The sequence below is a fragment of the Burkholderia sp. BCC0322 genome, from assembly GCF_902833045.1.
In the GTDB taxonomy this organism is placed as follows: Bacteria; Pseudomonadota; Gammaproteobacteria; order Burkholderiales; family Burkholderiaceae; genus Burkholderia.
The window spans coordinates 232,027-247,187 of the sequence record NZ_CADFDU010000002.1; the positions used below are offsets into that span (position 1 = coordinate 232,027).

The window sequence follows — 15,161 nt, forward strand, 5'->3', positions numbered from 1 at the left end:
TGTTGAACCACTCGAGCTCGTTACATCCATAGACAACACTGTCGAACCGAAGTGCATCCGCACCGTCAAAAGCCCCCAGCGCACACATTCACGCCGAGCAGTAGGCACGTCGAAGAGAGGCTCGCTTTCCTGACCACGTCGCGTTAATCGTGGCGGATGTGACCTCCCGTAGCATTCAAATCATGGACAGGTTCATTCATCAATCTTCATCAAAGCGTACAGGGATCTGATACGCCACACCTACAAATAGTGTCACGGCAAGCTTACGCACTTGAAAGAGCGCTATCCACTCGACGTCGCATGGGAAATCGGAACCAGCCTTCCGATGTCGGTGCGCCAGTCGACGCGCAGCGCCTGGGCGGATGATTGGCCACACGTCTGCTCGTAGTCGTTGACGAGACGAATGAAGGCCTCGATCAGGTGATCGTTGACCTGACGAAAACGGTCGTAGGCGAAACATAGCAGGTACAAGCGCGCCACGCCGGTGAAGCGGCCCGGGTTTTTCGGAGACCTCAATCTTTGAGAGAATGAGGTTATGGGAAGCTTAAAACCTGAAAGTAATGTAAAAAAGAAGGCGCAGCCGAAGTATGCTCCGGAGATGCGTGAGCGTGGCGTGCGCATGGTGTTTGACCACCAACACGAGTACGAGAGCCAGTGGACCGCGATTCGCTCGATCGCTGCGAAGCTCGGCTGTTCGGCGGAATCGCTGCGTAACTGGCGAGCGGGATCGCGGGACACGGCCAGGGCCGACCACGCAAGAGCGCGAACGGATCAAGGAGTTGGAGCGCGAGGTCCGCGAGCTTCGGCAGGTCAATGAGATCCTGCGCAAGGCGTCCGCATATTTCGCGCAGGCGGAGCTCGACCGCCGACCGAAATGATGGTGTCGTTTATCGAATAGCAACGCGTGTCGCACGGCGTCGAGTCGATCTGCAGGGTGCTGCCGATCGCGCCGTCGACGTACTTCCGGCGTGCAGATCAGCGGACCGATCCAATCAAACTGTCTGAGCGCGCTCAGCGTGACGCCGAGCTAAGTCCCGAGATCCAGCGCGTCTACGACGCGAACTTCAAAGTCTACGGCGCCGACAAGGTGTGGAAGCAGCTCAAGCGCGAAGGATTCGAGGTGGCCCGCTGTACGGTCGAGCGATTGATACGCAAGCTCGGCTTGGAAGGCGTTCGTAAGCGACTCGGGTGGGCCAGTCCCCCATTCGCGCGCGCGTGAGGCATGACGGTGATGGCGTGGTGGAGTCCGCTGGCGATCACCCGGTTGAGGGTGTAGGCGGGGTGGCCGGCTTCAGTTTGTCTGCCACGTTCCAGGGCAGCAATTCGTCTATGCGGGAGATCTTGTGGTCAGCGATATGGGTCAGGACGTATTCCAGGTAGGCACGCGGGTTGATTCCGTTGAGCTTGCACGTCCCGATCAAGCTATATATCGCAGCAGCCCGCTCGCCCCCGCTGTCGGAGCCGACGAACAGATAGTTTTTGTGTCCGAGCGCGACACAGCACAGGGCGTTTTCGGCAAGCACGTTGCTGATCTCGGCACGACCGTCCTCGCAGTAGAACTCGAGCGCCGCCCAGTGGTTCAGCGAGTAGTTGATCGCTTTGGCGAGCGCGGACTTCGTCGACAGCGTCGCGAGTTTCGCCCTGATCGTCGCGTCGAACTTCGCGAGCAACGGCTTGGTCTTTTCCTGCCTCACGCGCAAACGCTCGTCAGGCGCCTTGCCGCGGATGTCGGCTTCGATGCTGTAAAGCTCGCCGATCATCTCGAGCAGTTGCTGGGTATCCGGTGTCGGCGTGCGCGCGTGAACATTGTATATGTACCGCCTCGCGTGATCCCAGCATGCCGCCTCCTGGATCTCGCCGTTCGCGTACAACTGATCGAACCCAGCGTAAGCATCGGCCTGCAGGATGCCGTGGAATGTGGCGAGTCGGGTTTGAGGGTGGACCCCTTTGGAGGCAATTGGAAACAGCACAACCCTCGAAACTAGATTGAGGCAGCTCCCCGACGTTTCGTTTGTCATGCGGTAACCAACCCGCGCATATCAGAATGATCAACCGTCGGATAGCCGCCCGGTCCTGGCCCAAGCATCCTGTTGTTGATGACCGCCAGAGAGACGGTCTCGCATGGTCGTGAGCGCGCAAGCTCTGCACTCACGACCAATGCATAGCATGGAAAACCGAAGTCGCGTCAAGGGTCCGCTACGCCGGGCTCAGCCCGCCCTTGACCCGTCAAACTTCGGAGAACCGCGTACTCTTGGGCACTTGACACGGTCCATAGATATCAGTGTCCTGTTCCGTTGTTAACTGGTCTATGTTCACGTAGCATGTTGACGTCAATGGTTGAGGCTGGCCAGTTCTTGACGCAGTAGCGCGCCTTCGGGTCGCTCGTCTTGCCCTTGTCCCTGCGCATCTTATCGAGGCCCAAAATCGAGAATCTATGCAGGAACCTCAATCGCTAAAAGCGATTTCAGACCGGCCTTTGTCTGCAAACGTCAGTCGACCGCGGGCGTGCACGATTTATGCAACAACGCCGACATCGAGTGAGAACGTGGGACACCTGGGTCGGCGGCTAATAGATCGCTCCCACGAGCGCCGTCACGATATTGGTTGCCTGCTGCACAATCGTGTCTCGGTACGATTCGAACAGGCTGTCGCTGAGCGTTCCGTCGTCTCCGTCGGAAAAGTTGGTCATGACCGGCACATGCAGATGCCCCGCGAAGATCGTGTGCTGCGGATTCAGCTTGTCACGCAACTGTGTGTTGCGATATCCGCTCTCATTTGATAGATAATTACCTCCTCCACCATTAAATGCGCACGACGTTGCGGTTGCCGGTATTGGGGCGGTCGGTGGTGGATATGGCTGTGATTCGGTATCCGAATTGAACGATGTCGTGATCGCCTTATTGCAATCCTTGAAGTCATCGTGGTTCGTATGCCAGATAACTTTGTAACCGCCGGGCTGCGAGCTACCCGGCTCCGTAATGGCCGCGCCGGAGTTCGCCGCAATTATGGTCGCGACAGGTAGCGTGGTGGTCGTGTATTGCTCCGGCTGATCGCGCTGCCAAGGCTGCGGATCGTAGCCAAGTACGTCGTCGGGTGGATAGATGTCCGCGTCTTGCATTCCAGGTAGCAATGGAGCGCGAAACGGATCGCCAATCGTCGTGCCGAGGTTGTCTGCGAATGCGGCCGCGTGATAGCGGCCGTGCCAATTCTCAATCCAGAACGCACCATAACCACCCTGACTCATCGTAATCGACGCATCGACCCGTGCATCACCGATAAAGAATGGTGCGAGCGTATGCTCCTGCATTCCTTTGCGGAACGGATCGTAGTTCACCGGTAGCAGATAGGTCTGGATTAATGCCGTCGAGCCGTTCGCGAGCTTGATGCTGCGATTGGCGAGTGCAAGCGCAATGGCTCCCGACGGATTGCCAATCCGGATGTTGGTCGACGGATGATTTGCACCGGGTGTACCGAGTGTAAACGGATCGAAGCCGCTGATGATAATTCGCTTTACGCCCTTCCCGGGCGCAAACTGAATAGCGTATTGTCCACGCGATGCGCGTTCAAGTACCCACTGGAGCTGTGCGCGCTCGAATGTCGTGAGCGTTATCTGCGGAACCCACTGGCGCAGTATCTGCGTCATCTTGAGGCGCGCCCAGTACAGCATGCGGTCGTCGCTACGCGGTAGTGTGCCGCTGACAGAACGACCCTGCACGCGATCCACAGCAGCATTCCATAAACCCTCGCCAGCGATTTTCACAATGCGCACTGCATCGGTAAAGGAGCGAATCGCGCCATCTTCGCAGAGCTGCTTTGAGAAGTCAGGACCAAAGTGATCAAAGTTCGAGGCGGTGAGAATCTGATCAGCGAACGGAGTAGTGTTTCCCGGCAGTACATTGACGAGCCGCTGCTCCTCATACGAGAGCGTAGTGCTCGTATTCATACAGCCTGCGTATGGCAGGTGCGACGGTGCGGGAGGCGGAGTCGCGTTGGATGGTGGAATGAGCGAGGCTGGAGGATCGAGCGGGGCGTTCGTGGGCAGATTGGGGACGATTGGCCCAACGGAAGTCGGATTGGTCGACGAGGAAGGTCCGACGGCAGTGTTGGAGGCAACGTTATCGTCACCACCACAGCCGTCGAGGAGCAATGCGGCGGCACACAACGCGCAGACAAGTACGGCGTTTTTCATTCGTCCGTCCCTCCCGAAGCTGCGCTGGCTGGTGCCGGTGCAGCCGGTCGCACCGGCAACTTCTGCGTGCAGTCACCGTCAAAGTATGGCCCGTCAACGCGTTGCCAGGACGAATTGGGTGCAGTTGGCCCGCATGTTATCCGACCGCCATGGCGCCACGTGTAGTAAGCGCCATCGTACTGCGCGTTCGCGGTCGCGCTGGCTAAAGTAAGCACTACTAATATCAGCCGGTGTTTCGGCATGGAAGCTCCCCTTACAAAATACGCCGTGTGATGTCCGGAGCTTAGAGACCCCGTTATTCTCCAGCGAGTAAAGCTGAGCGTAGATAGAAGAAAAATTATGCGCTATCAACTTTTTTTAAGATGATGTATAGAATTTCTTAACAACCATAGCGAATCACTGTGCACCCGGTGTTTAAGATGACGAAATGCTGTACGCAAATGCCAGCCGGGGCTCGGCGCGACCGTCTTCTGAATGCTTGATTGATCTCCCTGGCGCGTACCGCATCATCGCCACACAGGTACATTGAGGTCGTCGCAATCGACGCATGGCGCAGGTTGTCGCGCACATTGGTAAGTTCAGCACCGCCCGCGAGCGCGTGACAGCGCATTCTGCGCCTTGCGCTCGCAGCAACCGACAGAAAGTCGATTCGCTGGCAAGGTAGATCCCTTCGTCGGCCAGGGCGGGCACGGTCCGCGCCGGCGGCATGTCGACAAAGCGTGGCTCGTTAGCGATCGGCATGATCGCTGCGCGCTCTTCTTCGGTAAGCGCATGGGCTGGCTCGGGGAGCCTATCCGGTCTTTTGTGTGTGTGGCATAAACTGACGGCCAAGGAGCCACTTTTATGCCACGCAAACGCAAGGAAGAGGTGACGATAGAACCGGGCAAGGGCTTGAACCCGGACCCGGAACTGATCAAGCAACTGGTGTCCGAGTAGATGCCGCGCAGCGCAACGGCTTGCGCGAAGTCACCCATCGGGCCGAGCAACACGACCTGCTCGCCTTTCGTCGGCGGAAGCCATTCGCGCGTGCCGCCGGCCGCCGGCGTAAGCCAGGGAATCCAGTTGGTTTGCAGGCCATCATCATCGGACTCGCCGACGGCGACGCGGCAGAGGCCGGCGCCGTGGTCGACATCGAGAATCGAGCCCTTGCGCACCGAGTTGCGTGCCTGACGTTGAATTTCGGTCGCATCCATGCCGACCATGTTGCCGGCCGCCCGCGCGCGACGCGAGCAACTGCAAATGTCGTGCTCGCGGGTACCGACTTCGAATGCGGCAACATGGACCAACGCGCCTGGGCGTTCTAGTGCCACGCCTGGCTGACCGAATGCCGTCGTGCGATGAAACCCGGCGCGCTACTCGTCTGCTTCATCGACTGGCGCCAGCTCGCGACGTTGACGGACGTGGTGCAGGCGGCCGGCCTGACGCTGCGCGGCATCGCCGTATGGGACAAGACGCCGGGGCGGCCACGGCCGCGTCGAGGCGGGTTCGCGCAACAGGTGGAATTCATCGTCTGGGCGAGCCGCGACCCGATGAACGAAAGTGATAGGTATCTGCCCGGCGTGTTCCCGATGCGCCTGGCGCTGCCGAAGCAACACGTCACCGAAAAGCCGATCGAGCTGGCGCACGACGTGGTGCGCCAGGTGTCAGATGGCGGCGTCGAGTGCGGCCTGTTCGCCGGAGCGGGAACGTTTCTGGTCGCCGCGAGAGAGGCCGGGCTGCATTGGCTCGGATGCAAGACGAACCCGGCGTATTACGCGATCGCGTGATCGCGCCTGGCTGAAGTCCGTGATTCAGCAATTCACGCACCGGAATGGACCAATGCGGACTGGTGCGGGAGCCTGCTGGTATGGACCCAGGAAACCATCGACGCTGAACCGGTAGAACTACTGACCGGGTACGGCACAAATTTTCAAACTAGTTTCCCGCAAACACTTGGAATCATCTCATCAAAATAAAAACAATAAAACCCCACGAAAGCGGACTTTATTGAACATAAATCGCAATCTAGACTAGCGTCAGCGATGCATTCCACTTTTGACATAAAATCAACATTTTTTACCAAAAGAAATCACATTTCTCAACACTCATTCCATCGGCACGTTTATACCAGGAAGATCTTGCGCAATTATCTGCTTTAATTTTTTGCGGCTCTTCACTATACCACAAATCATCATTATAATCTGATTCATAGACATTATAGGAAATCAAATGACCGTTATTGGTGAACGTAATTTTCTTCGCAACAACAGGAGGCGCGGAGCAAACAAAAAACATACTTACAATAAATGTCGCAATAATCTTTCCACCCTTCACCAAATTCTTTTTCATAATAAACCCGCCTTTCAATTAATTAATAACTTGATCTGATGTCAACCGAGATTACGAATGCTTACCATACCGGGCCGCCGCAGTCTTTGCTGCAGCGGCCTTTCAGGTAGATTGAACGCATCTCCGACGACGTCCTTGGCTAGGTCGGCAATCATCACCGGGCCGGATAAATCAGTTTCTCCAACACCAGCAGTCGTGGAAATATATTCAAGTTCGTCTCACCGCTACCACTACGGAGTGGAACCCACTTCCGCTTGCGCATGCTTCGACGTATCTTCAGCGGTCACCGCTTCCATCTCTCCGCCTTTGGATAGTGCCGTCGCCATCGCATTCGCTCCGCCGGCCGGATCGCCATCGCCCGCCGCCACCGTACTTCCCGGCTCCACATGAAACGGATTCACGCGGCCATCAGCCGTCTCGAAATTCCCAACCAGCTTGCCGTTGTTGCCGATCCCCCCCACGGTCCCTTTCACTGCCCCGGATGGCAACGTGATGGATGTCGCATTCGTATTGCCGCCCGCCGGATTCCAGACCGCCGGCTCCGCGAACCCGTTCTGAGCCCCGTTTGCCAAGTAGTTCACCGCTACCACACCCGCGTCGTTCTGCGTCGCCGCCGAAGAATGGAGCACTGCGGTGCCGTTTACACTGGCCATCACCACCGGCCCCGTGCCGCCTGCCCCCCATTGCACTGCCCGCTTCGAATCCGTTCCATAACTACATTCGCCCAAAATTTGGCTGTTTGCATTGATTTCCAATGCAATGCAGTAGCTCGCGCCCGACGGCGTTGGCAGCGCCTGGTAGGGGTCCCACAGGCTAGACCACAGCACCGGCATATTCTTGCCGCCCCCCAACGCACCGGACGGACAATTCCCCACCACCGACTTCGCACTGTTGATTGAGGCAGGCCTACAATTCGCCAGCGGTTCTAGCAAAGGAGATGACAATAGGGTCGCCGCACCACTGCCCGACCAGTACACCGGTGCATCTGTGCCATTGCCATCAGTGCTCACGCCGATTACGACGCCGGCGTCATTGATGTTGATCGCGGTGGTCGACACACCGAGCGCAATCAGGCCGAGCAGCGCGGTGGCAGGTTGCAGTTGGGTAGGCGTGGTGCCACGTGCCCACATCACACCTTGCGATACGTTGTTCCCGTCCGCACACACCCCGATGATGGTTTCCTTGCCGACCGACGCATTGTTGATTGCGCCAGCTGAACACGGTGCGCCGCTCGACAACGGCGACAACTGGACGGGGCCTGTGGACTGCATTTTGTACGCGACCCGGACGTTGTTAATCAAACAGTTTTCAGCGCCCACGCCCGCATCATCGATATCAGATGCTGAACATTGACTCGCCGAGGACGGATTCTCATAGATCCAGGCCCATGCCCCGGATGATCCGACGCTGGCGGCGCCCATTATCACCCATGACGCAACGACTGATGCACGCATAACCCTCCCTCCGAAATAACTTGAATGATCCGTGATGGAAATCGAGAAAAATTCAATGCCGTACGAGGCTTCGATTCATTCTTTATGTACATCGATATCCAACGCCAAGCCGATCATGCGGCACAAAACAATGGGGGCAGAGACATCGAAAAACCAAATGCTATTAGATAAATTTTCAAATGATATGCAATACCTTCCCATGCCAACGCCTACGGCCTTCCAACACTTTGCAAGCAGAACCCACCGGCGACCTCTTGCAAGCCATTCCGTCAATCCAAATTACCAACAATCCGAACAGAAAAATGTTTCATTTGCTACACCCATTGAGACGATAAATTCCTGGAAATCACCACATCAATTACACAACAATCTGGAAACATTGCAACCGAAATTTATCAAAAACGAACAAAAATTCAAGATATTAAATTAGTTCCATAACGTAATTTATTTGAAATTAATTTAAGTGGCCCTCTCATTTTAGGGAGGTTTTGCTCTCTCAGGCCCTTGAATTACGGTCGGGCCGGACGTATTTCCCCTTCGGTCGTTCGCAGCGATCACCCCGTGGATGCACGTGACGAGCGTGCGGCGACGATCGTCACGTCACATCGAACCTGCACTTCGGCGAACAGGGCGCCGAGAGGTGGCCGCGCAAATTCGGACAGTCGGATAAGTGGTTTGGCCGGAGCCTGAGCCAGCGATAATACAGACAAAGGAACCGAGGAAATAACGAAGAGAACCCCAAGACGACTCAAGCTTACCAAACATCCCTTATTTCTAAAAATATACCGCCTTCAGGCTACGTATTAAATTTATTTAATATAACCAATGTGTTAAATATTGTTAACTTAAAACAAAATCAATATGAATTTCATATCCACCGACGAATTCCAATGGTATTGTGTGATCGCTTTTTGACTATCTCCTGGTCGAAAAGCGCTTTTCCGTAGCATGTTCGTAGGCCCATGGCCTTTCGGCCTTCCGTTCCCTTCGGACGGAAGGCCATTTTTCCGGTTCTATGCAAAATGGATGACTGGTGACGAACAATCGCAGTCAGCTCGGATTCCTTATATCGATATCAAAGAGAATTTCTAGGCAGACGTCTGATGCTTGCAATTCTCCTTCATCTGCCCTTTCTTGATCATGTGCATCACTTCGACACTTGATGGGATGATGCGGACACAGCTAAACGTATTGAAGTTCATTATTGAGCAGATGCGTCGTTCGATCGCGCGGTGGTCATGTTCGACGAGTTTGTCCGGGCACTTCTGCTGGCGAATCCGAATCGGTGATCGCGCTCGGTGTCGATCGCCTGCAAGATTAGCGGATAGGCCACATACCAGCACACATGCATCAGGACAATGTCGAGTGGAAAATGTAGTCACTTCAAACTTTCGCCACGCGTGGTGACAAAGTCCGCGAAATCTGTCCATTTTTCACCTGCGAGTCGGAATTCTTCCTCATTGAGTCATGCTCGGCTTGTTATCGTGACAGAACGGTGGCGTCGAAGCGAAAGCCGATGTCGACGCCAGCAATCTGGCGGATGAACTGCATCAACCCGAAACACTGATTTTGATAAAGTTGATAAAGGATGGGGGCCGGTTTGATCCAGCCGTTTTAGTGATCTGCATCGATGCAAGACGCGCGGGATGAATTGCCGGGCATCCCTACGCACATTTTTTCGTTCTGTTATTATTAGGATTCGAAATTAAGATGGAAATCCGTGAGCAAGGCCAGTTGATCAAGCTGCTGCGCACCGAGCGCTGTAAAGATAGACGCCGACGCCGTCAGGTTGTGATTGGTGCGTTCCGCCTGGATAATGGTGTCCCTGCCGAACTGCTCAATCTTTTGGACCGGAATGAGCGCCGTGAACTATCTGTATGGCTTGCCGCCTGGCACGACAGTCAGAAGAAGACGTGTGCTCGCATGATCTTTGCCAGCGCGCCGGCACGTCTGGATGCCCTGGCTACCGCACTGGAAGCGGCTGCCGAATTACTGACGCCCGCCGAGGCCGATGTGTTGTGGCACAGACTGCATGCGGTCGCAAAGGGACTTCTACGCGGCGGCCAAATTCGACCAACTCGCGTGCCCACCCCAAGCACCTCGTCACTCGGCCAATTGGATCTGGTTGATGAGCTAACCGTACGTTCTTCCTCACCCCCGCGAACCGCGATGTTACAGCCGAATGATCCTGATCACTTTACCGTCATCGAGACGTGGCGGGTATGTGTCGATACGTCGCTGTTCCTAATCGAAGTCGTTGCCGACGGCAGCTGGCGGCCAGCTTACATCGCCCCGAAGCGTCTGGGCGGCTGGACGATAGAAGTTCTGCCGGACATGCCACCGACAGTCGATGTGGAGGCTGCAGTGCACAAGTGGGCACGGCAGTACGGCACGGATGTCACGATCCGGCGGACACCAATACGCCGTCCGTCCACGCAAACCACTTCTTCGAACAGGACATCAGAATGAGTAGCGACGAAACGTCGTCTCGACGCGACCGACGAGAAGCTGCAGGAGATCAAGGCGGTGCGCAAAGCGGCTGCCAGGGCGCAGCGTCTCAGCAGGGTAAGCAAACGCGCGGCTCGCGAGCGGCACATTATGCGTCGTCGGCAAAGCGTTACTGCTCCGTGTTGATCATGAGGCTTGCCGCCTCAGTGTTGATTTTCACGCAGTCGCATCCCCCATCCCCTCTTATATACCAAAAAATCTGGCACCGCCGTCCAGCACCCTGAGGTAGTCCTCGATCTGATTAACTATCGCCCAACCCACTCCATTCCACTAAATCAGGACTTTAGTTTCCACGTTATTTACAAACTATCCACATAAATCAACTAATACAAGACAACAAAGTCGCCATCGGTGTAATAATTTTCGCCACCACTCCTCTAAAACTTTTGTTTAATATTTTGTATATGCAATTGCCATGACAAAAATACACCCACCAATTTAGTCAATTATCTCATTCGCCAATATCATCGACCCATAATTAGATGGTCGAGAGCGTCCCGTAGGCATATAAACAGAATCACCGATTTCGACTAGCAATCCACTGTAGGCACAAACGCCCACCTTACGAGCAAATCTTGGCCTCCAGAGTTGTTCGCCGTAGTGACAACGCCCGGGCTCCCGCCACTGAACAAGCAAATGCTCAGATGTTTTTTCCAAGATTTTGACGAGCACATTTCCATATGCTTTAGATATCGGAATTGATCCCGCAACTAACGAATACGGATTATCAATATTTTTCGCCCGTCGCTTCCGAAAGACCATTACCCACTCCCTTCGAAAAGTGCACTCAAATACGCATTACTCAAGGTTGCTATGCACCACACCTTCTCTGTCGATACGCAAGATTTTGATACTGACGACTGTCCGGAAGCCGTTGACGGAGCTCAATTTCTCATCTCGTCTGTATTACGACATTACGTGGGCAATCGATCACCCGAGTAGCTGCTTGCCTTAAAGCCAATACCGGCTGCATAACCATTGTTCGCACGCCGGCTACGGCCTGCGTGGCAATCACATCGAGCGCGCGCCGGTGGCCGGCGACAAGCGCGTCGTAGCCGTCGGCGACCGGTTCCGCGACGCTCGTGCGGCACGTCATCACGGCCTGCGTGGCGAGCGAGCGCACGCTCCACACGGCGTCGACCGCCGCGCGCTTGCCGGGCCACGACTCGAAGCGCTGCACGTTCACGCTGATCCGATACACGGGCACGCCCGGCGGGTACGCGGAATTCGCGACGTCGATCGTGCCGAGCTGTGCGGCGAGATCGTCCGACAGCGCGCGGCGGATCTCGTCGGCGGGCGGCGATGCCCAGCGCTCCTGCTCGAGCACGTCGACCTGCGCGGCGTTCTTCTGCACGACCAGCTGGTTCTTCGCGACCTGCTCGGGCACGCCGACGGACGGCACCTCGATCAGGAACGCCGGGTTGGCCGGCGCGGTGCGCAGCGGCGCTGCGGCATCGGCCGGGCTGAGCGTGTAGAACCGCGCGGGCGGCGAGCTGCACGCGGCGAGCGCGAGGGCGGCGACAGCCGCCGCCGCGCCGCTCGCGAAACCGTTCACGCGTGTGGTCATGGTTGATCTCCTGGCTTGCCCTTGAGCAGCGATTCGGGGTGACGCTCGAGGTAGTCGGCGAGCGCGTTCAGCGACTGCAGCGTGCGCGTGAGCTCCTTCAGCGCGCCGCGTACGTCGGACTGCAGCGGCGAATCCTGCTGCAGCGTCGCTTCGGCGGTCGAGAAGGTCTGCTTCGCGGCCGACAGCGTGTCGCGCGCTTCCGGCGCGACCTGCGTGTCGAGCTGCTTGAACAGTTTGTCGGCGTTCGATAGCGCGCTGTTCAGGTTCGCGCCGATCTGGTCGAACGGCACCTTGTCGAGCTTCTTCGCGATGTCGGCGACCTGCAGCTGCAGTTCGTCGAGCGTGTTCGGCACGGTCGGCAGCTCGAGCGGCTGGCGCGCCGTGTCGATCTTCACGGCCGGCGCCTTCGGGAAGAAATCGAGCGCGACGTACAGCTGGCTCGTCAGCAGGTTGCCGGTGCGCAGCTGGCCGCGTAGCCCGTGTTGGACGAGGCTTGCAATAATCTCGCGACGAGCTGTGTCACCGTGTCTTTGGATTACTTCTCGGAATCGCTGCCCAAGGCGTTCCGGATACAGGTTCATCGTCACCGGCATCCGGAAGTTCTTCGTCTTCGGATCGAAGTCGATTCCAACGTTCGTTACCTCACCCAGTACGATGCCTCGGAAGTCGACCGGCGCGCCAACGACAAGCCCACGCAATGATTGATTGAAATTCATCACGATTTCTGTCGGATCACCATCCGGCGCACGCATTGCGCCTGCTTTGTCAGAGCTGAGCCAGAACGTCGTGTTACTAGATGCAACTTTGCCAGCAGCTTCACCCGGCGGCGTCTGGAACGCGATGCCGCCGAGGATGACCGTCGCGAGCGACTGCGTGTTCAGCTTCAGGCCGCTCGAGTCGAGCCGCAGGTCGACGCCGCTTGCCTGCCACCAGCGCGAGTTCACGCCGACATACTGGTCGTACGGCGCATTGACGAACACGTTGAACGTGACGCCGGTGCCGTCCTTGTCGAGCGAGAAGCCGACCACCTGGCCGACCTGCACGCGGCGGTAGTAGACGGGCGAGCCGATGTCGACCGAGCCGAGCGAATCGCCGCGCAGCACGTACTGCGTGCCTTTCTGGTCGCCCGTGACGGCGGGCGGCGTCTCGAGGCCCGTGAAGTCGGACAGCGTGTCTTCCGAGCGCCCGGCGTCGACGCCGATGTACGCACCGGACAGCAGCGTGCCGAGCCCCGACACGCCGGTCGCGCCGACGCGCGGCCGCACGATCCAGAAGCGCGAGCCCTTCACCGCGAAGTCCTCGGCTTCCTTCTTGAGCTGCACCTGGACGAGCACGCGCGACAGGTCCTTCGACAGCTTGATCGTCTTGACCATGCCGATCTCGACGTCCTTGTACTTGACCTGGGTCTTGCCGGGCTCGAGCCCTTCGGCACTGTGGAAGCTGATCGTGATTTCCGGGCCGCGCTCGCGCACGGACTTGATCACGAGGCCGATGCCGATCAGCGCGGCGATCAACGGCACGAGCCAGACGAGCGACGGCAGCCAGCCGGATTTCGTCGAGATCGTCGGATCGGGGGGCCGGGGCGCGTCGTGCTGCGGGCCTTGTGGACTATTCATGGTGATTCCCTGAGGTTTCGACTGGATCCCAGATCAGGCGGGGATCGAACTGCATCGACGCGAGCATCGTCAGGATCACGACCGAGCCGAACGCGAGCGCGCCGGGACCGGCCGTGATGACGGCGAGCGAACGGAAATGGACGAGCGCGACGGTCAGCGTCACGACGAAGATGTCGAGCATCGACCAGCGGCCGATGCGCTCGACGATCCGGAACAGGCGCGTGCGCTGCAGCGGTCGCCAGGCGGTGCGGCGCTGCGCGCTGATCACGAGGATCAGCAGCACGCCGAGCTTGAGCATCGGCACGAGGATGCTCGCGACGAACACGACGACGGCGAGCGGCCAGTCGCCCGAGACCCAGAAATAGATGACGCCGCTCATGATCGTGTCTTCCTGCGAGCCGACGATCGACGCGGTGCGCATGATCGGCAGCAGGTTCGCGGGAATGTAGAGAATCGCGGCCGCGAGCAGCAGCGCCCACGTGCGCATCAGGCTGTTCGGCGTGCGGAAATGGAGGGCGCTGCCGCAGCGCGCGCAATGTGCGTGCGGATGGTCGAGCGTCTGCACGAGGCCGCACGTGTGGCAGCTGGCATAGCCTTCGCGGGCGGCGGTCGGGATCGTCATCGGCGGGCGGCTTCCGGCAGCGGGGCGGCATCGTCGGGCTGCCCGGGAGCGCGCCCGGCGCGCAGTTCGTCGGCGATGTCCCACAGCGTGCGCGGATCGAACATCAGCACGACCGCGATCATCAGCGTGAGCGCGGCGAACGCGAACAGCGCGGCATCGGGTACGACACGCGCGAGGCTGACCATCTTCACGATGGTCACGAGGATGCCGAGCATGAACACCTCGATCATCCCCCAGGGCCGCACGAGTTCGATCGCACGCAGCACCAGGTTGAAACCGGGCGGCACGACACCGCGCCGGATCGGCAGCAGCAGGTACAGCAGCGCGGCCATCTCGACGAGCGGGAACAGTACGGTCGAGCAGAACACCATCACGCCGACGATCGCCATGTCCTGGTGCCACAATGAATCGATCGCACCGATCAGCGTGGTCTGCACGCGGTTGCCGTTCACGTCCATTTCGAGGATCGGGAACGCCTGCGCGATCGTGAACGTGATCAGCGCCGCGAGCGCGAGCGCGCAGATCCGCTCGATCTGCGCGGCGCTGTTGCGATAGAGCAGCGCGTCGCAGCGCGGGCAGCGCGCGGATTCACGTCCGCTCAGGCGCGGTTTGTGCAACAGTGCGTCGCATTCGTGACAGGCAATCAGGTCGTTTCGTTGCATGGAAAAGGCAGTTGTGCGACGGCTGGGGAGACGCGTCGACGGGGCCGGAACCCGCGCCAATCTTACCAAAAGGGCTTTTTCGGCGTGTCGACGATCGCGGGTTTGGTGACTGGTCGGTAACATGACGGGAAACCGTCAGCCGGCTGGCGCGCCTGTCTTCAGAGTCCGCGCGTGTCAAAAGGTTGCGGTAGCATGGCGCCCTTGACAAGCGTCGG

Annotated in this window: 10 protein-coding genes, 5 pseudogenes and 1 other annotated feature; of the genes and pseudogenes, 4 read left to right on the top strand and 11 right to left on the bottom strand. The window is 58.0% G+C overall.

Features of this window, described 5'->3' with window-relative positions; translation table 11 throughout:
• Nucleotides 1-535 precede the first annotated feature (535 nt).
• Nucleotides 536-1,174, top strand: a pseudogene (locus HWX39_RS36160) (IS3 family transposase); the annotation flags it as partial.
• Nucleotides 836-952 (top strand) — a sequence feature (AL1L pseudoknot). Its footprint overlaps the pseudogene before it by 117 nt.
• Nucleotides 1,175-1,256: 82 nt before the next feature.
• On the opposite strand, the pseudogene HWX39_RS07130 reads toward HWX39_RS36160, so the two are convergent.
• The 4 genes and pseudogenes from HWX39_RS07130 to HWX39_RS07150 all read right to left on the bottom strand — a co-directional run.
• Nucleotides 1,257-1,949: pseudogene (locus HWX39_RS07130) on the bottom strand (IS66 family transposase); the annotation flags it as partial.
• 617 nt (nucleotides 1,950-2,566) lie between these two features.
• Nucleotides 2,567-3,943, bottom strand: coding sequence for a hypothetical protein (locus tag HWX39_RS07135; protein WP_175966524.1), 1,377 nt, complete (start codon nucleotides 3,941-3,943; stop codon nucleotides 2,567-2,569).
• Between the two features lie 861 nt (nucleotides 3,944-4,804).
• Nucleotides 4,805-4,975 (bottom strand): annotated as a pseudogene (locus tag HWX39_RS07145) (IS3 family transposase); the annotation flags it as partial.
• A 137-nt stretch (nucleotides 4,976-5,112) separates the two neighbouring features.
• Nucleotides 5,113-5,382: pseudogene (locus HWX39_RS07150) on the bottom strand (phage baseplate assembly protein V); the annotation flags it as partial.
• 63 nt (nucleotides 5,383-5,445) lie between these two features.
• Between HWX39_RS07150 and HWX39_RS07155 the strand changes: the two are divergent.
• Nucleotides 5,446-5,955 (top strand): annotated as a pseudogene (locus tag HWX39_RS07155) (DNA methyltransferase); the annotation flags it as partial.
• Between the two features lie 289 nt (nucleotides 5,956-6,244).
• Here the strand turns inward: HWX39_RS07155 and HWX39_RS07160 are convergent.
• The gene (locus HWX39_RS07160; RefSeq protein WP_175966526.1) at nucleotides 6,245-6,517 is read right to left on the bottom strand and encodes a hypothetical protein; all 273 of its coding nucleotides are present in this window, start codon (nucleotides 6,515-6,517) and stop codon (nucleotides 6,245-6,247) included.
• A gap of 230 nt (nucleotides 6,518-6,747) precedes the next feature.
• Entirely contained in the window at nucleotides 6,748-7,971 is a 1,224-nt protein-coding gene (locus HWX39_RS07165; protein ID WP_175966528.1) for an HAF family protein, read from the bottom strand.
• Nucleotides 7,972-8,005: 34 nt separating this feature from the next.
• On the opposite strand from HWX39_RS07165, the gene HWX39_RS07170 reads away from it, so the two are divergent.
• Together HWX39_RS07170 and HWX39_RS36165 are read left to right on the top strand one after the other, a co-directional pair.
• Entirely contained in the window at nucleotides 8,006-8,401 is a 396-nt protein-coding gene (locus HWX39_RS07170) for a hypothetical protein (protein ID WP_175966530.1), read from the top strand.
• A 1,280-nt stretch (nucleotides 8,402-9,681) separates the two neighbouring features.
• On the top strand, nucleotides 9,682-10,440 hold the full coding sequence (locus HWX39_RS36165; RefSeq protein WP_244134943.1) for a hypothetical protein: 759 nt from the start codon (nucleotides 9,682-9,684) through the stop codon (nucleotides 10,438-10,440).
• Between the two features lie 477 nt (nucleotides 10,441-10,917).
• Here HWX39_RS36165 and HWX39_RS07180 read toward each other — a convergent pair whose 3' ends face one another.
• The 5 genes from HWX39_RS07180 to HWX39_RS07200 form a co-directional block, all read right to left on the bottom strand.
• The gene (locus HWX39_RS07180) at nucleotides 10,918-11,241 is read right to left on the bottom strand and encodes a DUF3331 domain-containing protein (protein ID WP_175966532.1); all 324 of its coding nucleotides are present in this window, start codon (nucleotides 11,239-11,241) and stop codon (nucleotides 10,918-10,920) included.
• A gap of 130 nt (nucleotides 11,242-11,371) precedes the next feature.
• Nucleotides 11,372-12,046 carry a PqiC family protein gene (locus HWX39_RS07185; protein WP_175966534.1) on the bottom strand — a complete coding sequence of 225 codons (675 nt, stop codon included), beginning with the start codon at nucleotides 12,044-12,046 and terminating at the stop codon, nucleotides 11,372-11,374.
• Nucleotides 12,043-13,662 (bottom strand): MlaD family protein, encoded by a 1,620-nt coding sequence (locus HWX39_RS07190; protein ID WP_175966536.1) that lies wholly within the window; start codon nucleotides 13,660-13,662, stop codon nucleotides 12,043-12,045. The genes HWX39_RS07185 and HWX39_RS07190 overlap by 4 nt, the downstream gene beginning before the upstream one ends.
• On the bottom strand, nucleotides 13,655-14,284 hold the full coding sequence (locus HWX39_RS07195) for a paraquat-inducible protein A (RefSeq protein WP_175966538.1): 630 nt from the start codon (nucleotides 14,282-14,284) through the stop codon (nucleotides 13,655-13,657). Before HWX39_RS07195 ends, HWX39_RS07190 begins: the two co-directional genes overlap by 8 nt.
• Nucleotides 14,281-14,946 carry a paraquat-inducible protein A gene (locus HWX39_RS07200; protein ID WP_175966540.1) on the bottom strand — a complete coding sequence of 222 codons (666 nt, stop codon included), beginning with the start codon at nucleotides 14,944-14,946 and terminating at the stop codon, nucleotides 14,281-14,283. Before HWX39_RS07200 ends, HWX39_RS07195 begins: the two co-directional genes overlap by 4 nt.
• Nucleotides 14,947-15,161: the final 215 nt, after the last annotated feature.